The sequence below is a fragment of the Streptomyces sp. NPDC004752 genome, assembly GCF_053601275.1.
In genome coordinates this window covers 18,218-36,242 of the sequence record NZ_JBSGBN010000020.1, presented here as the reverse complement: position 1 = coordinate 36,242, position 18,025 = coordinate 18,218, and the positions used below count along the sequence as shown (strand labels likewise).

General features: G+C 71.0%; 14 protein-coding genes and 1 pseudogene. 6 read left to right on the top strand and 9 right to left on the bottom strand.

The window, feature by feature from the left end; genetic code table 11:
- Positions 1-67 precede the first annotated feature (67 nt).
- The 3 genes from ACWEKM_RS11225 (at position 68) to ACWEKM_RS11215 (ending at position 3,239) form a co-directional block, all read left to right on the top strand.
- On the top strand, positions 68-991 hold the full coding sequence (locus ACWEKM_RS11225) for a metal-dependent hydrolase (RefSeq protein ID WP_451620903.1): 924 nt from the start codon (positions 68-70) through the stop codon (positions 989-991).
- 425 nt (positions 992-1,416) lie between these two features.
- The gene (locus ACWEKM_RS11220; protein ID WP_451620902.1) at positions 1,417-2,481 is read left to right on the top strand and encodes a PDR/VanB family oxidoreductase; all 1,065 of its coding nucleotides are present in this window, start codon (positions 1,417-1,419) and stop codon (positions 2,479-2,481) included.
- Between the two features lie 68 nt (positions 2,482-2,549).
- Positions 2,550-3,239: a TetR/AcrR family transcriptional regulator gene (locus ACWEKM_RS11215; protein ID WP_451620901.1), complete on the top strand. Its 690-nt coding sequence runs from the start codon at positions 2,550-2,552 to the stop codon at positions 3,237-3,239.
- Positions 3,240-3,269: 30 nt separating this feature from the next.
- Here the strand turns inward: ACWEKM_RS11215 and ACWEKM_RS11210 are convergent, their stop codons facing one another.
- From ACWEKM_RS11210 to ACWEKM_RS11185, 6 genes are all read right to left on the bottom strand, one after another.
- The gene (locus tag ACWEKM_RS11210) at positions 3,270-3,632 is read right to left on the bottom strand and encodes a 5-carboxymethyl-2-hydroxymuconate Delta-isomerase (protein WP_451620900.1); all 363 of its coding nucleotides are present in this window, start codon (positions 3,630-3,632) and stop codon (positions 3,270-3,272) included.
- Between the two features lie 187 nt (positions 3,633-3,819).
- On the bottom strand, positions 3,820-5,193 hold the full coding sequence (locus ACWEKM_RS11205) for an alpha-amylase (RefSeq protein WP_451620899.1): 1,374 nt from the start codon (positions 5,191-5,193) through the stop codon (positions 3,820-3,822).
- Positions 5,194-5,383: 190 nt separating this feature from the next.
- Positions 5,384-7,072: a glycoside hydrolase family 13 protein gene (locus ACWEKM_RS11200; protein ID WP_451620898.1), complete on the bottom strand. Its 1,689-nt coding sequence runs from the start codon at positions 7,070-7,072 to the stop codon at positions 5,384-5,386.
- Positions 7,073-7,139: 67 nt separating this feature from the next.
- Entirely contained in the window at positions 7,140-8,048 is a 909-nt protein-coding gene (locus tag ACWEKM_RS11195) for a sugar ABC transporter permease (protein ID WP_451620897.1), read from the bottom strand.
- A 13-nt stretch (positions 8,049-8,061) separates the two neighbouring features.
- Positions 8,062-9,066, bottom strand: coding sequence for a carbohydrate ABC transporter permease (locus ACWEKM_RS11190; protein ID WP_451620896.1), 1,005 nt, complete (start codon positions 9,064-9,066; stop codon positions 8,062-8,064).
- A 144-nt stretch (positions 9,067-9,210) separates the two neighbouring features.
- On the bottom strand, positions 9,211-10,488 hold the full coding sequence (locus ACWEKM_RS11185; RefSeq protein ID WP_451620895.1) for an extracellular solute-binding protein: 1,278 nt from the start codon (positions 10,486-10,488) through the stop codon (positions 9,211-9,213).
- A gap of 423 nt (positions 10,489-10,911) precedes the next feature.
- Between ACWEKM_RS11185 and ACWEKM_RS11180 the strand changes: the two genes are divergently transcribed.
- Together ACWEKM_RS11180 and ACWEKM_RS11175 are read left to right on the top strand one after the other, a co-directional pair.
- Positions 10,912-11,946 carry a LacI family DNA-binding transcriptional regulator gene (locus ACWEKM_RS11180; protein ID WP_451620894.1) on the top strand — a complete coding sequence of 345 codons (1,035 nt, stop codon included), beginning with the start codon at positions 10,912-10,914 and terminating at the stop codon, positions 11,944-11,946.
- A 294-nt stretch (positions 11,947-12,240) separates the two neighbouring features.
- Positions 12,241-13,107 (top strand): phosphatase PAP2 family protein, encoded by an 867-nt coding sequence (locus tag ACWEKM_RS11175; RefSeq protein WP_451620893.1) that lies wholly within the window; start codon positions 12,241-12,243, stop codon positions 13,105-13,107.
- Here the strand turns inward: ACWEKM_RS11175 and ACWEKM_RS11170 are convergent.
- Positions 13,095-16,088, bottom strand: a complete 2,994-nt coding sequence (locus tag ACWEKM_RS11170) for a bifunctional [glutamine synthetase] adenylyltransferase/[glutamine synthetase]-adenylyl-L-tyrosine phosphorylase (protein WP_451620892.1) — start codon at positions 16,086-16,088, stop codon at positions 13,095-13,097. The two genes, ACWEKM_RS11175 and ACWEKM_RS11170, sit on opposite strands and share 13 nt — an antisense overlap.
- An 89-nt stretch (positions 16,089-16,177) precedes the next feature.
- Positions 16,178-16,417: a hypothetical protein gene (locus tag ACWEKM_RS11165; RefSeq protein WP_451620953.1), complete on the bottom strand. Its 240-nt coding sequence runs from the start codon at positions 16,415-16,417 to the stop codon at positions 16,178-16,180.
- Here ACWEKM_RS11165 and ACWEKM_RS11160 point away from each other — a divergent pair.
- Positions 16,301-16,775: pseudogene (locus ACWEKM_RS11160) on the top strand (pyridoxamine 5'-phosphate oxidase family protein). The gene ACWEKM_RS11165 and the pseudogene ACWEKM_RS11160 overlap by 117 nt on opposite strands.
- A gap of 635 nt (positions 16,776-17,410) precedes the next feature.
- On the opposite strand, the gene ACWEKM_RS11155 reads toward ACWEKM_RS11160, so the two are convergent.
- Positions 17,411-17,791, bottom strand: coding sequence for an ASCH domain-containing protein (locus ACWEKM_RS11155; RefSeq protein ID WP_451620891.1), 381 nt, complete (start codon positions 17,789-17,791; stop codon positions 17,411-17,413).
- Positions 17,792-18,025: the final 234 nt, after the last annotated feature.

The window sequence follows — 18,025 nt, the reverse complement described above, 5'->3', positions numbered from 1 at the left end:
CGATCTTCGCGTCCACCGTGCGTGCGCAAGGCTTCCGCTTCGATCTACCCGTCAGTACATTGACGGGATGTCTCACCAGCAGGCCCGGCGGCCGGTGGCGTCCGAGCGAATATCGCTCAAGGCCCGCAACGTGTCCTTCTCCTGGGCGGACACGCCGCTGCACTGGGTGCCAGGCGACCCGTTCGCCTCGCACACCATCAATGTGCTGCACCTGCTGCTGCCCGCCGGCGAGCGGTGGTTCGTGCACGTGTACAAGCAGGCACTGCCGCTGATCCGGGACGACCGGCTGCGCGAGGACGTCATCGGGTTCATCGGGCAGGAGGCGATGCACTCCCGGGCCCATGACGAGGTGCTGCCGCACCTGCGGGACCTGGGCCTCGACCCCACCCCGTACACCGCGCAGGTCGACTGGCTCTTCGAGAGGCTGCTCGGCGACCGCACCCTGCCGCCGGGCAGGGCGCGCAGGTGGTGGCTGCTGGAGCGGGTGGCGCTCATCGCGGCGATCGAGCACTACACCGCCTTCCTCGGCGACTGGGTGCTGAACGCCGCCGAACTGGACCGGCGCGACGCCGACGCGACCATGCTCGATCTGCTGCGCTGGCACGGGGCGGAGGAGGTCGAGCACCGGTCCGTCGCCTTCGATCTGTTCCTGCACGTCGACGGCGGCTACCGGCGCCGGGTGCGCAGCTGGGCTACGGCCCTCACCGCGCTGGTGTTCCTGTGGCGGCGCGGGGCCCGCTTCTTCATGGCGAACGACCCGACGCTCGTGGACGGCAGGGCGAGCCTCAAGGACTTCTACCTGGCGGGCCGCCGGGGCACGCTGCCTCGCACGGGCGCCCTGCTCAGGTCCGTGCCGCGCTATCTGAGCCGGACGTACCACCCCTCGCAGCTGGGCTCCACCGCACAGGCCATCGCCTATCTGGCCGGGTCGCCTGCGGCGCTGGCCGCGGATGCGCGCGGCGGGGAGCGGGTGGCATGCGGCGGCGGATGACTGCGGGTGCGGGTGCGTTGTGGCTGGACGCGCAGTTCCCCGCGCCCCTATCGGGTGCCGGCATCCCCGCCCCGGGCGCCGAGAACGGGGTGGCGTGATGGGGCAGTGGACGACTGCGGGAGCGTCGCGGCCGGTCGCGCAGTTCCCCGCGCCCCTTTGGAAGGCTGGTGCTGTACTCCTCTGCGCCGGACAGGGAACGGCCTGATGCGGCGGCGGATGACTGCGGGTGCGGGTGCGTTGTGGCTGGTTTGCGCAGTTCCCCGCGCCCCTATCGGGTGCCGGCATCCCCGCACCGGGCGCCGAGAACGGGGGGGCGTGATGGGGCAGTGGACGACTGCGGGAGCGTCGTGGCCGGTCGCGCAGTTCCCCGCGCCCCTTTGGGGGGCTGGTGCTGTACTTCTCTGCGCCGGGAAGGGGACGGCCTGATGCGGGGGGCGGGGGTGTCTCTTCGGGGGGTTGTGGTGGTGGGGGTTGGGGTGTTGGTTCGGTGGGGTGTGCGGCGGCGGGTGCGGGAGTCGCCGCTGTGGCCGTTGCCCGCGCTCGATCCGCCGGTGTCCGGGCGGTCGCGGGTGCTGCGGCTGCGGGTCGCCGCGCACCAGAGCGTGGCCGACGGGGTCGTACAACTGCGCCTGGAGGGGCGGCGGTTGCCGCCGTGGGAGCCGGGCGCGCACCTCGATGTGGTGCTGCCGTCCGGGCTGGTGCGCCAGTACTCGCTGTGCGGGGACCCGGCGGACAGCTCCTCGTACACCATCGCCACCCGGCTCGTCACGGGCGGGCGGGGCGGTTCACGCGAGGTGCACGAGCGGCTGACGCCGGGCACGGAGCTGGAGGTGCGCGGGCCGCGCAACCGGTTCCCGCTGGTCACGGCGCCCGCGTATGTGTTCGTCGCCGGGGGCATCGGCATCACGCCGATCCTGCCGATGCTGCGGGCGCTGCCGAAGGACGCCGACCGGCATGTGCTGTACTGCGGGCGGACACGGGCGTCCATGCCGTTTCTCCAGGAGGTCGGGGAGTCGGTCGGGGCGGGGGCCCGGGGGCGGGTCACCGTGGTCGCCGAGGACGAGGACGGAATGCCTGACCTGGACGGCCTGTTCGCGCAGGTGGCCGAGGGCACGGCCGTGTACTGCTGCGGTCCGGAAGGGCTGATGGCGGCGGTGGCGCAGCGGCTGCCCGCGGGGGCCGAGCTGCACCTGGAGCGGTTCGCCCCGCGTACGTCGTCGGTCGGCTCCGTTGCCTTCGAGGTCGAACTCCGGCGCAGCGGACGGACGGTGACGGTTCCCGCGGACTCCTCCGTGCTGGCCGCGGTACGGGCCGAGCTGCCGGACACCGCGTACTCCTGTGCGCAGGGTTTCTGCGGGACCTGTCAACAGCGGGTGCTGGAGGGCGAGGTGGAGCACCGGGACGAACTGCTGACCGACGCGGAGCGGGCCGACTCGATGCTGATCTGTGTGTCCCGGGCCCGTGGCGACCGGCTTGTGCTGGACATGTGACGGATGTCGGCGGACACCGGGACGGGCGCGGGCCATGGTGGGCCGGATTCGATCGGTAAGGTGTTCGTATGAGTACCGGGGTTCGCCGCAGAATGGGAGTCGAGGAGCGGCGGCAGCAGTTGATCGGCGTCGCCCTCGAACTGTTCAGCCGTCGCTCCCCCGATGAGGTCTCCATCGACGAGATAGCGTCGGCGGCGGGCATCTCGCGCCCGCTCGTCTACCACTACTTCCCCGGCAAACTCAGCCTGTACGAGGCCGCGTTGAAGCGGGCCGCGGAGGATCTGGCGGGCCGGTTCACGGAGCCGCACGAGGGTCCGCTCGGTCGGCGGCTGCTGCGGGTGATGGGCCGGTACTTCGACTTCGTGGACGAGCACGGCCGCGGTTTCTCGGCGCTGATGCGCGGTGGTCCGGCGGTCGGTTCGTCCGCGACGAACGCGCTCGTCGACTCCGTACGGCAGGCCGCGTATGACCAGATCCTTTCGCATCTGGGGGTGTTGGACGCGCCCCCGCGGCTGGAGTTGGTGGTCCGCTCGTGGATCTCGCTCGCCGAGTCGACGGCCTTGATCTGGCTGGACGGACGGCGCATCCCGCGCGCCGAGTTGGAGGCCCAGCTGGTGCACGACTTCGCCGCGCTGGCCGCGGTGAGTGCCGCCTACGACGAGGAGATGGCCGCGCTGTTGCGCGACATGGTCAAGGACGAGCCGGCCGACGGCCCGTTCGCGGAACTCATCGGCCGGCTCCTGTCCCTGGCCTCTTAGACCTCTTAGGGCGTCTTGGGCGCAGCGGCCCTAGCGATCGAACTTGCGGTAGGACGGGTCGAGGTCGCGGACCTCGGCGGAGGCGTGCAGAGTGGCCCCCTCGTCCGCGATGTGCGTCCGGAGCCGGTCCAGCACGGCCTGGGTCAGTCGCGCCTTCGTCTCGTCGCTGCGGCCGGCGAGGAGCCCGATGGTGATGTGCACGACGGCGTGCCCCTGCTCGACCGGGTCGTCGTAGCCGAACGCCGTGACCGTGCTGGGGCGGAACTGCGTCTTGCACGCCTCCGGCTTGGCCGCCGCGATCTCGACGGTCGCCTCGTGCAGCGCCCGTGCGAAGCCCGCGCGGTCGAACGCGGGCTCCAGGGCGCGGGAGTAGTCGACGGTGATCTGCGGCATCTGCGCTCCTGTTCCATGGCAACGGCCTCACCTCACCCTAGTCCGCCGCCGGGGTGAACACCGCCACGGTACGGGCCGGGACGGTGAAAGAGCCCGAGGCCACGGCGCAGGAGGAGGTCTTCGCCTTACAGCAAGAGCCGCGCAATTCACTGCAAGATATTTCAACAGGTCGGTTTCGTCCGGTGGTTCAGCAGGAGGATTTGCCCGCGTGGACCGCCAGGGCCGTGTTGGCGCCCAGGGTGGCGGTGAACTGGCCCGAGGAGTTCACGGTCACCGTCGTATCGCTCTGGACGTCGCAGTACGTGCCCGCGGGCAGCGCGGTCTGGTAGGTGTGCGTCAGGGACGAGGACTCGTGGTTGATGGCGACGTAGCCCTTGGCGCCCCGGCCGAAGCCGATCGCGTTGTTGCCGTTGTCCCACCAGTCGGTCATCGGCAGGCCCGACGTGGCATTGCGGAAGGCGACCATCGACCTGATCTCCGGCCAGGCGTGCTGGCACTTCCAGCCGTCCTGCCAGCAGGCGTCGACCGTGCCCCCGTTGGGCGGTCCCGCGTCCGCGTCGGACCACTCGTAGCCGGAGTTGATGTCGGGGGCGCCGTAGGGGAGGGCGAGCATGAAGACGTTGGCCAGGGTGTAACTGGCGCCGTCCTTGTAGGTGAGGGTGCTGCCGCCCCGTTCCGTGTCGTGGTTGTCGACGAAGACGCCGACGACGGAGCTGTTCAGATAGCCCCAGCCCTCGCCGTAGTTCTTCAGGTAGGCCAGCTTCTCGTTGGTGAAGACGCGCTTGAGGTCGTAGGCGTAACGGAACTCCTGGACGTCGCCGGTGCCCGTGTACTCGGTGGGCTGGACGGCCTCGCCCGCGCCGTAGATGACCTCCTGCTTCCAGTAGGCGGAGGGGTTGGTCAGCCGGGACTTGATGGCGGCCAGGTCCGCGGCCGGGATGTGCTTGGCGGCGTCGATGCGGAAGCCGTCCACACCGAGGCTCAGCAGGTCGTTCACATAGCCCGCGATGGTCGTACGGACGTACTCCTCGCCGGTGTCGAGATCGGCGAGGCCGACCAGCTCACAGTGCTGGACGTTCCAGCGGTCCCGGTAGTCGGAGATCTGTGTGGTGCAGTCGTCGAAGTCATGGACCGAGTACAGGCCGGGGTAGTCGTACTTCGTGTACGACGAGCCGCCGGTGCCGGTGCCCGAACCGGCCGACATGTGATTGATCACCGTGTCGACGACGACCTTGACACCGGCCGCGTGGCAGGCGTTCACCATGTCCTGGAAGGCCGTGCGGTCGCCCAGACGGCCGGCGATCCGGTAGCTGACCGGCTGGTACGACGTCCACCACTGGCCGCCCTGTATGTGCTCGGCGGGCGGAGAGACCTGGACGTAGCCGTAGCCGGCGGGCCCCAGGGTGTTGGTGCACTCGCGGGCCACCGAGGCGTACTTCCACTCGAAGAGGACGGCGGTGACGTCCTTGGTGCCGGGCGGCGACGCCGCTGCGACAGTCGGGGTCATGACAAGGACGGCGGCCGCGAGGGCGAGCGCCCCGGAGAAGGATCTGCGTGCCATGGGGGGTCCCTTCACCGTTGAAGACTCTTGCTGAAAGATTCCTGAAAACTTGCGGTGGCGCAGATGCTAGAGGCCCGCCGCCCAAAAGGGCAGCGGGCCGGACGAAGTTGCTACGAGAACTTTGACGCCCGATCGATGGCAGACCGATGGCGGACCGATGGCGGATTGGCGCCGGATCTGTGACGGACCGTCAGGCGGCTGTCCACCACACCGTGGTGTCGGCCGGTACCTTCGCCTCGCCGTCCGCCTCGGTCACCTCGCCGCTGCCGAGCAGCACCCGGCCGTAGGCCGGGATCGTCACCGGCTCCCCCGTCGTGTTCGCGACGCACACGAACTCCCCGCGCCGAAAGGCCAGTACGCCCTCGGGGGCGCGCAGCCACTCCACCGCGTCGCCCGCGCCGAGATCCGGCTGCGCACGCCGCACGGCCAGCGCCGAGCGGTACAGCTCCAGCGTCGAGCCGGGCACGCCTTCCTGCGCCTGCACGCTCAGCTCGCCCCAGGCCGACGGCTGCGGCAGCCAGCTGCCGCCCGGCCCGAAGCCGTACGAGGAGCCCTCGCGGGTCCACGGGATCGGGACCCGGCAGCCGTCGCGGAAGCCGTCCTGTCCGGCGCCGCGGAAGTACGCCGGGTCCTGGCGGACCTCGTCCGGCAGGTCGACGACGTCGGGCAGGCCCAGCTCCTCGCCCTGGTAGAGGTAGGCCGAGCCGGGCAGCGCCAGCATCAGCAGGGTGGCGGCGCGGGCCCGGCGCAGGCCCAGCTCGCGGTCGCCCGCGGTGCGGATCTGGGTGCCGAGGCCGGGCGGGTTGGCGAACCGGGTGGCGTGCCGGGTGACATCGTGGTTGGACAGCACCCAGGTGGCGGGGGCGCCGACCGGGCGCATGCACTCCAGGGTGCGGTCGATGACCCGGCGCAGCTCCTGGGCGTCCCAGTCCGTGCTCAGGTACTGGAAGTTGAACGCCTGGTGCAGTTCGTCGGGGCGGACGTAGTTCGCGGTGCGCTCGATGGTCGGGGTCCATGCCTCCGCGACAAAGACTCTCTCTGGGGGCGCCCCCGGCCGAAGGTTGGGGGAATACTCGTCGAGGACCCTGCGCCACTCGCGGTAGACGGCGTGCACACCGTCCTGGTCGAAGAACGGCATGACATCGTTGCCCAGCAGCTTGACCTGGTCGTGCGTGCCGAGGTCGGGCAGGCCCGCCGCCTTCACCAGACCGTGCGCCACGTCGATGCGGAAGCCGTCCACGCCCATGTCCAGCCAGAAACGCAGGATGGAGCGGAACTCGTCGCCGACGGCCGGGTGTTCCCAGTTGAAGTCGGGCTGCTCGGGGGCGAACAGATGGAGGTACCACTCGCCGTCCGGCAGCCGCGTCCAGGCCGGGCCGCCGAAGATGGACTCCCAGTCGTTGGGCGGGAGTTCACCGCCCGCGCCCTTGCCGGGCCGGAAGTGGTAGCGGTCCCGCAGGGGGGAGCCCGGGCCCTCCGCCAGCGCGCGTTTGAACCACTCGTGCTGGTCGGAGGAGTGGTTGGGCACCAGGTCGACGATGATCCTGAGCCCCTCCGCGTGGGCGTCGCGGATCAGCGCGTCGGCGTCCAGGAGGTTGCCGAACATGGGGTCCACGGCCCGGTAGTCGGCGACGTCGTAGCCCGCGTCGGCCTGCGGCGAGGCGTAGAAGGGGCTGAGCCACACGGCGTCCACGCCGAGGGCGCGCAGATAGGGAAGTCGGGAACGGATGCCCTCCAGGTCGCCCATGCCGTCGCCGTCGCTGTCGGCGAAGCTGCGCGGATAGACCTGGTAGATCACCGCGTCCCGCCACCAGTCGCGGTGGCCCGCGACGGTGGCGAGGGCGGTGTTCGGGGCCGGGTCGGCGGAGTGCTGGCTCATGGCGTCCTTGGTACGTGACGGAGTTCGGGTCGGGGGGAATCGGGTACGGCGTACAGCGCGGTGGGCGTCAGCCCTTTGTGCCGCCGGCGGTGAGACCGGTCACCAGGTTCTTCTGCACGAGGTAGAAGAACACGGAGACGGGTATCGCGATCAGCACCGCGGTGGCGGCCATGAGGTTGCGCTGGGCGTCGTGCTCGCTGATGAAGCTCTGGAGGCCGACGGCGAGCGTGTACTTCTGGTCGTCCAGCAGGAAGGTGGTGGCGAAGGCGACCTCGCCGAACGCGGTGATGAAGCTGTAGAAGGCGGCGACCGCGAGGCCCGGCCTCGCGAGCGGCAGGATGAGCCGCGCGAACGTGCCGAAGGGGGACAGCCCGTCGACGCGTCCCGCCTCGTCGATCTCGAACGGGATGGTGTCGAAGTAGCCCTTCAGCAGCCAGGCGCAGTACGGCACCGCCGTCGAGCAGTACACGAGGATCAGGCCGACATAGCTGTCGATGAGCTGGAGGTCGGCCAGGATCTGGTACATCGGCACCATGAGGACGGCCACCGGGAACATCTGGGTGACCAGGAGGACCCACATGAACCTGCGGTAGCCCGGAAAACGCATGCGGGAGACCGCGTATCCGGTGGTGGCGGCGACCAGCACGCCGAGCACGGTGGTGCCGAGCGAGACGATCAGGGAGCTCTTCAGCCAGGCGAAGAAGTTCGTGTGCTGGAGGACGAACGTGTAGTTGTCGAACGTCATCTTCCGCCAGATGCCGCCCGGGTGCAGATAGTCGTCCTTGTCCGGGCCGAGGGACAGGAACACCAGCCAGGCGACCGGGAAGAGCGCCACGACGCTGCCGGCGATCAGGATGCCGTGCGAGGCGAGGGACGCCGCGAGGCCGCGCTCCGACCGGGCGCGGTGCCCGCGGCCGGCCCGCACCGGGCGGTCCTCGGTCACCGTGGCGGAGGTCTCGACGGTGGTCGTACTCATGGGAACTCCTGCCTCAGATCGCGAGCTGCTGCTCGTTGCGGTTCAGCCAGCGGCGGTAGAACGAGGTGAAGACGGTCAGGATGGCCAGCAGCAGCATGCCGTAGGTGGCCGACTGCGCGAAGTCACGCGGCTGCTGTCCAAAGCCCAGGTAGTACGCCCAGGTCACCAGGATCTGCGCGTCGGGGGCGGTGGTGCCGAACAGCAGGAAGATGACGGCGAACTGGTTGAAGGTCCAGATGATGCCCAGCAGGACCACGGTGGAGCTGACGGATCTGAGACCCGGCAGGGTGACGTGGCGGAACCGCTGCCAGGCGTTCGCGCCGTCCATCTCGGCGGCCTCGTACAGGACGGTGTCGATGGACTGCAGGCCGCCGAGGAGCGAGACCATCATGAAGGGCACCCCGCACCAGGTGTTGACCATGATGGCGGCGAACCGCTGCCAGAAGGTGTCCTCCAGCCACAGCGGCGTCGGCAGGTGCAGCGTGTCGAGGACGGCGTTGACGATGCCCCCGTCGGCGAGCATGAAGCGCCAGCCGAAGACGGTGACGAAGGTGGGCACGGCCCACGGCAGGATCAGGATCAGCCGGTAGCCGGTGCGGCCGCGCAGCCGCTGGTTGAGCAGCAGGGCGAGGCCCAGGCCGATGCAGTAGTGGAGGGCGACGCACAGCGCGGTCCATACGATCGTCCACAGGAAGTGCGACCAGAAGCGGTCGTAGGCCGTCGGGCCGAACAGGACGTCCTGGTAGTTGTCCAGGCCGATGAACTCGTAGGTGGCGTCGATGTGGTTGACGCCGATCGTGCGCGCCGTGTTGAGGCTGTTCGCGTCGGTGAGGGTGAGGTAGAGGCCGTACACCAAGGGGTAGAGCACCAGGACGCCGAGCACCACGGCCACGGGGGCGATCATGGCGTAGGCATACCAGTGCTTCCGGCCGCCGTGCTTCAGGCGCTGCCCCAGCCCGGGCCGAGGCGCGCGGTCACCGTGGCGCTTGCCGGTCGCGCGGTCGATGGCGACTGTCATGGTTCGACAACCTTCTCGCAGGTCTGCGGTTCGGGGGTGGGGCGGGCGCGGGCCGGTGGCCGCCGGATCCCGCCCCTGCACCCGGGGTCCCCGGTTCGAGCGAAGTCGAGAACCCGGGGGCGGATCCGACGGCCACGCGGGGCCTCACTTGCTGAAGTCGGGGACCAGCTTCTCGATCGCGACCTCGGCGTTGCCCAGACCCTCGGCCAGCGACTCCTTGCCGCCCGCGACCTTGGGCAGTTCGGTGTCCAGCGGGCCCCACAGGGAGCCGTACTCGGGCAGCGCCGGGCGCGGCCGGGCCGCGGCGAGCACGCTCTGGAAACCGGCGATGCCGGGGTCGGCCTTCACCTGGTCCGTGTAGGCGTCGTCACGGGTCGGCAGCGTGGAGTTCTTCAGGGCGATGGTCTCCTGGGACTTCGCCGAGGTCATGAAGTTGACGAACTGCACGGCCGCTTCCTGGTGCGCCTTGTCGGAGCCGGCGTAGACCGAGAGGTTGTGGCCGCCGGTCGGGGCGCCCGCCTTGCCGGTGGAGCCGGCCGGGACGGCGGCGATGCCCAGGTTGGCCTTGTCCTTGAAGGCCGAGCCCTGGTAGAAGTTCGTGATCTCCCACGGGCCCTGGATGATCGCGGCGACCTTGCCGTTCACGAACGCGTCCTGGATATGGGCGTAGGCGTCGGCGGTGGTGTCGGCCTTGTGCAGGCCCTTGCCGGAGTACAGGCTCAGCCAGGTGCCGTAACCCTTCTGGGCGGCGGCCGAGTTCACGGTGATCTTCTTGGCGGCGGCGTCGACGGTGTCGGCGCCCTCGCCGTACAGGAAGGGCTGGGCGTAGTAGCCCTGGGTGGAGCCCCAGTAGCCGTCGGCGCCCGTCTTGTCCTTGATCCTGGCGGCGGCGGACTTCAACTCGTCCCAGGTCTTGGGGGCCTCGGTGAGGCCGGCCTGCTTGAACAGGGCCTTGTTGTAGACCAGCGCGAGGGTGTCGGTGACCAGCGGCACGCCGTAGGTCTTGCCCTCGTACTGGGCCTGGGTGATCAGGCTGGGCTGGAACTTGTCCTGGTCGGCGAGGGCGGTGGTGCCGTCCAGCGGCAGGAAGTAGCCCTTCTTGGCGAAGGCCGGGGTCCAGCCGACCTCGGAGCGCAGCACATCCGGGGCGCCCTTGGCGCCGGCGGCGGTGTCGAACTTGTTCAGCGCCTGATCGAAGGGGACGTTGACGTACTTGACCTTGATGCCCTTGTGGGCGGCCTCGAACTCCTTGACCAGGGCCTTGTACGTCGGCGCCTCATTGGTGGCGTTGGAGGTGTCCCACCAGGTGATGGTCACCGGGCCGTCAGCGTTGTCGCCGTTGTCGCTGCCGCTCCCGCCGCACGCCGTCGCCGTGAGGGCGAGGGACGCCACCAGCGCGGAGGCCGCTATGCCACGCCGCATGAGTTCTCCTTGGGGGTGAAAAGCCCGAGTGGTGCAGGGAGCGGTCCCGTCCGCCGCCCTGCGACTTGCCGACTGCGCCGTTGCGTCCGCCGGGCGACGAGAACGTAACAGCGATGCAAGCGCCGCGAAAGACCTTGCAGAAAAAAACCGCAAGACGGCCCGAGGGTTACCCTGTCGTTACCGGCCCTCGATCCGTCCGCGACCCGTCCGCGATCTGTTAGCGACCCGGTGACAGGGCCGATCAGCGCGGTCGGCGAGACTTGTGCAAGACTCTGCAAGCTCTTGCCATCCAAGGCCGTCCGAGGCCGACCAGAGGGACGAGGGATCGCGATGACGCAGCAACCCGCAACGGGCCGTTCGACCGGTCGTGCCCGGCGTCCGTCCGGTGGGCAGGGGAAGACTCGACGGGTACAGTCCGGTGGCGTGACCACACGGCTTGCGGACATCGCTGCGCAGGCGGGGGTGAGCGAAGCGACCGTCAGCCGGGTCCTCAACGGGAAGCCGGGCGTAGCCGCCACCACCCGCCAGTCCGTGCTCGCCGCGCTGGACGTGCTCGGCTACGAGCGGCCGGTGCGGCTGCGGCAGCGCAGCGCGGGCCTGGTCGGGCTGATCACCCCGGAGCTGGAGAACCCGATCTTCCCCGCCCTGGCGCAGGTCATCGGGCAGGCGCTGACCCGCCAGGGCTATACGCCGGTACTCGCCACACAGACCCCGGGCGGGTCGACGGAGGACGAGCTGACCGAGATGCTGGTGGACCGCGGGGTCGCCGGGATCATCTATGTCTCCGGGCTGCACGCGGACACCACCGCCGACACACAGCGCTATGAGCGGCTGCGCGCGCAGGGCGTGCCGTTCGTCCTCGTCGACGGCTTCTCGCCGAAGGTGCAGGCGCCGTTCATCTCGCCGGACGACCGGGCGGCGATGACGCTGGCGGTGACCCATCTGGTGTCACTGGGGCACACCCGGATCGGGCTGGCCCTGGGGCCGAAACGGTTTGTGCCGGTGCAGCGCAAGATCGAGGGTTTCGTGCGGGCGATGCAGGACCGGTTGGGGCTCACCGCGCAGGCGATCGAGGCGGAGCTGGTCCAGCACTCGCTCTACACGCTGGAGGGCGGCCAGGCGGCGGCCGCCGCGCTGATCGAGCGGGACTGCACGGCCGTCGTCTGCGCCAGCGACATGATGGCGCTCGGCGCGATACGGGCGGCACGGCAGCGCGGGCTTGACGTCCCGCGGGACGTCTCGGTGGTCGGCTTCGACGACTCCCCGCTGATCGCCTTCACCGACCCGCCGTTGACCACGATCCGCAAGCCGGTACCGGCGATGGGGCAGGCGGCGGTGCGCACGTTGCTGGAGGAGATCGGCGGAACTCCCGCTCCGCACAGTGAGTTCGTGTTCATGCCGGAGCTGGTGGTACGCGGTTCGACGGCGTCGGCGCCCGGCGACCGCATCCGCCCCTGACCCGGCGCGCGGCTCGCGTCCGCAGGGCGAAGATCCGACGGCCGCACCGTGCGCCAGAACGAGCCGACACCCGGCGGTCGCATCGCGTGCGCCAGAACGACGCCGACACCCGACCCCCGGCGACCGCGGCCGTCCCCGCCCCGGCGCACGGCTCTCCTCCGCAGGGCGGAGGACCCGGCAGCCGGACCGTACGCCGGTAGTACCCCGACGCCTCCCCACGCCGTAGCACATGTGGTGCGGACCCGACCTTGGGGTGATCTGTCGGAGATAGCTTTTCTGGCAGACTCTGTGCCTATGAGTGACTCGACCGTGACACAGCCGGAAGGTCGCGAGGAGGCCGATCCGCAGGCCGTCACGGACGAGGGCGAGCAGCGTTTCCTCGGCCGGCTGCGCACCCCGCGACGGCCCCGCCTGTGGTTCGAGATCCTGCTCATCGCGGTGAGTTACTGGACGTACTCGCTGATCCGCAACGCGGTCCCGGAGCAGCGGGGCAAGGCGCTGCGCAATGCCGACTGGATCTGGCAGACCGAGCACCGGCTGGGGATCGCCGTCGAGGAATCGGTCAACCATGCCGTGAACTCGGTGAGTTGGCTGATCGTGGGGATGAACTACTACTACGCGACACTGCACTTCGTGGTGACGCTCGGGGTGCTGGTGTGGCTGTACCGCAGCCATCCCGGGCGCTACGCGGCGACGCGCCTGGTGCTGTTCGCGACGACGGGCGTGGCGCTGGTCGGTTACTACCTGTATCCGCTCGCCCCGCCCCGGTTGATGGACGGCGCTCACTTCGTCGACACGGTGATGGTCCACCAGACATGGGGCTCGATGGCCTCGGGCGATCTGAAGCACATGTCCAACCAGTACGCCGCGATGCCCTCGATGCACATCGGCTGGTCGCTGTGGTGCGGGCTGACGATCTGCGCGCTGGCCACGGCGCCCTGGGCGCGGGTGCTGGGCCTGCTGTACCCGGCGGCCACCCTCGTGGTCATCGTCGCCACCGCCAACCACTTCTGGCTCGACGCGGTCGGCGGCATGCTGTGTCTGACGTTCGGCTACGCCCTGGCCCGGCTGTGGTACGGCTCCTTGCCGTACGCCCTGCCCCGCCTGGTGGCGGCGAAGCCGGGGGGACGCCGGGCGCCGTCGTGGGCTCAGGTGTCGTAGAAGCGCTCCTCCACGACCGTCCGGGCCCTGCGGGTGGTACGGCGGTAGGCGTCCAGCATGTCTCCGGCATGACCCGAGGTGTAGCCGAGGTAGCGGCCCACGGCGGCGAGTTCGCGGGGGTCGGTGGGGAAGGTGTCACCGGCTCGGCCGCGGACCAGCATGACCGCGTTGCGCACGCGGGTCGCCATCACCCAAGCCTCGTCCAGGGTCGCGGCGTCCTCCGCGGAGATCAGGCCAACCGCGCAGGCGGCGGTGAGGGCCTCGCGGGTGCGGGTGGTGCGCAGGCCCGGCTCGGCCCAGGCATGGCGGAGCTGGAGCAGCTGCACCGTCCACTCGACGTCGGAGAGTCCGCCGGGGCCCAGCTTGGTGTGCAGTTTGGGATCGGCGCCGCGCGGCAGGCGTTCGGACTCCATGCGGGCCTTCAGCCGGCGGATCTCGCGGACCGCGTCGTCGCCCAGGCCCTCGGCCGGATAGCGCAGCGGGTCGATCAGTTCGATGAACCGGCGGCCCAGGTCCGGGTCCCCGGCGACCGGTTCGGCCCGCAGCAGCGCCTGTGACTCCCAGACCAGCGACCACCGGCGGTAGTAGGCCGCGTACGACTTGAGGGTGCGCACCAGCGGGCCCGACTTGCCCTCGGGGCGCAGATCGGCGTCGATCAGCAGGACCGGGTCCGCGCTGGGCAGCTGGAGCAGTCGGCGCATCTCGGACACGACCTTGCCCGCCGCGGCGGCGGCCTCGTGGTCGCCCACACCGTCCCGCGGTTCGTGGACGAAGACCACGTCGGCGTCGGAACCGTAGCCCAGCTCATGGCCGCCGAAGCGGCCCATGCCGATGATCGCGAAGCGGGTCGGCAGGGTGTCGCCCCAGCCGGCCCGGACCACGGCGCGCAGCGTGCCCGCGAGGGTCGCGGCGGTCAGGTCGGAGACCGCGCCGCCCACCCGGTCCACCAGCGCGCCCTGGTCGGCCTCGACGGGATTGGCCTCGGTGCCGTAGGAGTCGACGATGTCGGCGGCGGCGGTGCGGAACAGCTCCCGGCGGCGGACGCCGCGGGCCGCGGTGACCGCCTGGTCGGCGTTCTCCGCGCGGCCCGCGGCGGCGAGGATCTCCTGCTCCAGGCCCGCGCGTCCGCGCGGTTCGAGGCCGGCCCCGTCGCCGTCGCCGAGCAGCGCCACCGCCTCGGGGGCGCGCATCAGCAGGTCGGGGGCGAGCCGGCCGGCCGACAGGACCCGGGCCAGGTTCTCGGCCGCCGCGCCCTCGTCGCGCAGCAGCCGCAGATACCAGGGGGTCTTGCCGAGCGCGTCGGACACCTTGCGGAAGTTGAGCAGGCCCGCGTCCGGGTCGGCCGAGTCCGCGAACCAGCCCAACAGGACGGGCAGCAGGGTGCGTTGGATGGCCGCCTTGCGGGTGACGCCCGCGGCCAGCGCCTCCAGGTGGCGCAGCGCGGCGGCGGGGTCGGCGTAGCCGAGGGCGACCAGGCGTTCCCGGGCCGCCTCGGGGCTCAGCCGGGCCTCGCCGGGGGCGAGTTGGGCGACCGCGTCGAGCAGCGGGCGGTAGAAGAGTTTCTCGTGCAGGCGGCTGACCACGCCGGTGTGCCGCTTCCACTCGCGGATCAGCCCGTCCACCGGGTCGGTGCGCAGCCCGAGGGAGCGGCCGAGGCGGCGCAGATCGGCCTCGTCGTCGGGGACGAGGTGGGTGCGGCGCAGCCGGTAGAGCTGGATGCGGTGTTCCAGACTGCGCAGGAAGCGGTACGCCTCGTCGAGCCGGGCGGCGTCGGCGCGGCCGACGTAGCCGCCGGCGGCCAGCGCCTGCAAGGCGTCCAGGGTGGGGCCGCCGCGCAGCGTGGGGTCGGCCCGGCCGTGCACCAACTGGAGGAGCTGGACGGCGAATTCGACGTCGCGCAGGCCACCGGGGCCCAGCTTCAGCTCGCGTTCGACCTCGGCGGCGGGGATGTTCTCGACGACGCGTCGGCGCATCTTCTGTACGTCGGGGACGAAGTTGTCGCGCTCGGCGGCCGTCCAGACCAGGGGTTCGACCGCGCTGACGTACTCCTCCCCCAGTTCGATGTCCCCGGCCACCGGGCGGGCCTTGAGCAGGGCCTGGAACTCCCAGGTCTTCGCCCAGCGCTGGTAGTAGGCGAGATGGCTGCTGAGGGTACGCACGAGCGGGCCGTTGCGGCCCTCGGGGCGCAGGTTGGCGTCCACCGGCCAGATGGAGCCCTCGACGGTGGTCTCGGAGCAGATCCGCATCATGTGCGAGGCCAGTTTCGTGGCGGCCTTGAGCGCCTTGGCCTCGTCGGCGCCGTCCACCGCATCCCCGACGAAGATCACGTCCACGTCGGAGACATAGTTCAGCTCGTGGCCGCCGCACTTGCCCATCGCGATCACCGCGAGCCGGCACAGCGCGGCGTCGTCGGGGGCGGCGGCGCGGGCGATGGCGAGGGCGGCGCGCAGGGTGGCGGTGGCGAGGTCGGCGAGTTCGGCGGCGGTCTGGGCGACATCGGTGGTGCCGCACACATCGCGGGCGGCGATGGACAGCAGACAGCGGCGGTAGGCGACGCGCAGCGACACCGGGTCGGTGGCCTCGGCCAGGCCCTGTTCGAACTCCGCCACGCCGGGGTGCAGGTCGTGCGGCTCGTAGGTGACCAGCTCCGCCCAGTCCCGGGGGTGCCGGGCCAGGTGGTCGGCGAGGGCCGCGGAGGCGCCGAGCACGCCGAGCAGGCGGTCGCGCAGCGGCTTGGCCGCTATCAGCGTGTCGAGCAGTTCGCGGTGGGCGGTGGGATCGGGCTGGGCCTCCAGCAGCCGTACCAGGCCGCCCAGCGCGAGGTCCGGGTCGGCTGTCGCGCCCAGCGCCTCCAGCAGGACCGGGTCGCTGCGGACGGGGGACAGCTCGGCGCCGTCGAGGAGCCGCTCGGCGCCGGAGGGGTCGGTGAAGCCGTGCCGCAGCAGTCGCGTGAAGGTACTGCTCCTGCGCCCCGGCGTCATCCGCGGCCTCCCCTCGGATCGGGTCGAATCATCCGGTCGAATCGTCCGGTCGAGTCATCGGGTCGAATCAAGGTCGTCCTGGCCAGAGCCTAACCGGAGAGTCCCGGCGAAGCGCCGGGGCGGACCGCGATGAGTTCCGCGCGCCCGCCCGGTCCGTACTGGCAGGGACCGTCGATCAGCGGCGAGGCATGATGCGGGAACCCGAGGGTGAGCTGGACCGCCGCTACTCCGGTGCGGGCGCGGGCGCGCCCGCCCGGTCCGAGGCGGCGCTGCTGCGCGCGGCCGAGCTGTTCCGGATCACGACCGTACGGCCGGACGGGCGTCCGCATGTGACGCCGCTGCTCACGGTCCGGGCGACCGGGGCGCTGCGCTTCTGCGCGGGAGCGCAAGGCGCGCAATCTCGACCGCAACCCCGAGGCGGTGCTGACCACCGGCACCAACACCGGGGACACCGGCTACGACCTGGTGGTGGAGGGCTCGGCGGTACGGGTCGCCGACGACGGGCGGCTGCGCGAGCCGGCCGCGGCCTGGGCGGCGAAGTACGGCGCCTTCTGGCACTTCGAGGTGCGGGACGGCTGCTTCGAGCACGGCCCGGGGCAAGCGCTGGTCTTCGCGCTGACCCCACGAACGGTCGTCGGCTTCGCCAAGGGAGAACCGTTCGGCCAGACGAGATGGCGCTTCGACTGACGGCCACGGGCGCCGCACGGGGGCAGGGGCAGGGCATGGGCGGCGAACGGAGTGGCGACACGGCGGGTACAGCAAGGTACGGCGGGGTACGGCGGGGTACGGAGGTCCCGGCCGGGCCGGCAACGCAGCAGCCCAGAAACCAAGACCGGCGTCCCCGCCCCGCGCGCCCCCTCCCCGGGGACCGGCAACCCGAGTACGCCAGGGGGTGAGCGGCGGGACCGGAAGACGGCCAGTCCCGCCGCCGACGGCCCGCAACTCCGCCACGCATGCCCGAGCGGCCCGCCGCCCACCGCCACGCCCCCGCCGGAAACCGGCCGCCCTCAACCCGCGACGATGAACGGCGGGTCCATGTCGCCAGGCCGCACTCCGGCCCGGGGCCCCGTCCACCGGGGGACCAGTCCGCCCGAACGCGCATCGAGCAGGGACGTGCTGTGGGTTGGGGCCGTTCGGGCCAGTCGCGCCTCGACCCGCTCAGCAGCTCCGCCGAGAGGCCAAGTGTCCGTCCAGAACGGACCGGCCCTGAACTTCCCGCCGACGGCAGGACAGGTTCGCACACCTGGCTGGGGACACAAGTCCGTACGCGATGGTGCACGACGGAGCCGTACGCAACTGTGTGCTTCCCCCTCCGTGGCGTCTCAGGCGCCCGTCTGCGCGAGGGCGAGGTGGAGGGCGAAGACGCCGAGGGCCTCTTTCTCGGGCGGGTAGATGTCGTGGATCGCGGCGACGAGTTCGTCGTGGGTCAGGTCCGGTCCGCCGATCGCGGTGGGGTCCTCGGCATCCAGCATCGCGGTGAAGGAGTCGTACTCCTCGACTGTGGTGATGCGGGTGGTCAGGGACTCGTCCGCGCAGGTGATCCGCAGGGTGTCCCCGGGCTTGATCTTGCGGATCTTGGGATAGCCGACCCGGACCTCGATGGTCTTGGCGCCGGTGGCCATCAGGGCGAAGTACGGCTTGCGGATGGTGAGGGAGTACTCACCGGGCTGCGGCTCGTCGGTCGTCATCGCGGTGTCCTTCATTCTCCGGAGGATGCTGTGGGCAGGGCCGGTCGGGCGGCGGCGTCGGCTGCGGCCAGACGTTCGCGCAGCCCTTCGACGGCTGCCTGGCGGGGACAGCCTCGGGTCAGGAACAAGGTGAGGACGCCGTCTCTCTCCTCGGCGGCCGATGACGTCGGGATCTGCGGGCCCGCTCAGACCCCCGCCGGGCGGGCCCGCCCTGGGGCCGGCGGTCCGGGACCGTCGGTCCCATGCGCC

Excerpts from the sequence above, each read along its gene's own strand:
- ACWEKM_RS11225 (WP_451620903.1), top strand. The coding sequence starts at position 68 with ATGTCTCACCAGCAGGCCCGGCGGCCGGTGGCGTCCGAGCGAATATCG.
- ACWEKM_RS11220 (WP_451620902.1), top strand. The coding sequence starts at position 1,417 with ATGCGGGGGGCGGGGGTGTCTCTTCGGGGGGTTGTGGTGGTGGGGGTT.
- ACWEKM_RS11215 (WP_451620901.1), top strand. The coding sequence starts at position 2,550 with ATGAGTACCGGGGTTCGCCGCAGAATGGGAGTCGAGGAGCGGCGGCAG.
- ACWEKM_RS11210 (WP_451620900.1), bottom strand. The coding sequence starts at position 3,632 with ATGCCGCAGATCACCGTCGACTACTCCCGCGCCCTGGAGCCCGCGTTC.
- ACWEKM_RS11205 (WP_451620899.1), bottom strand. The coding sequence starts at position 5,193 with ATGGCACGCAGATCCTTCTCCGGGGCGCTCGCCCTCGCGGCCGCCGTC.
- ACWEKM_RS11200 (WP_451620898.1), bottom strand. The coding sequence starts at position 7,072 with ATGAGCCAGCACTCCGCCGACCCGGCCCCGAACACCGCCCTCGCCACC.
- ACWEKM_RS11195 (WP_451620897.1), bottom strand. The coding sequence starts at position 8,048 with ATGAGTACGACCACCGTCGAGACCTCCGCCACGGTGACCGAGGACCGC.
- ACWEKM_RS11190 (WP_451620896.1), bottom strand. The coding sequence starts at position 9,066 with ATGACAGTCGCCATCGACCGCGCGACCGGCAAGCGCCACGGTGACCGC.
- ACWEKM_RS11185 (WP_451620895.1), bottom strand. The coding sequence starts at position 10,488 with ATGCGGCGTGGCATAGCGGCCTCCGCGCTGGTGGCGTCCCTCGCCCTC.
- ACWEKM_RS11175 (WP_451620893.1), top strand. The coding sequence starts at position 12,241 with ATGAGTGACTCGACCGTGACACAGCCGGAAGGTCGCGAGGAGGCCGAT.
- ACWEKM_RS11170 (WP_451620892.1), bottom strand. The coding sequence starts at position 16,088 with ATGACGCCGGGGCGCAGGAGCAGTACCTTCACGCGACTGCTGCGGCAC.
- ACWEKM_RS11165 (WP_451620953.1), bottom strand. The coding sequence starts at position 16,417 with ATGCGGACGCCCGTCCGGCCGTACGGTCGTGATCCGGAACAGCTCGGC.
- ACWEKM_RS11155 (WP_451620891.1), bottom strand. The coding sequence starts at position 17,791 with ATGAAGGACACCGCGATGACGACCGACGAGCCGCAGCCCGGTGAGTAC.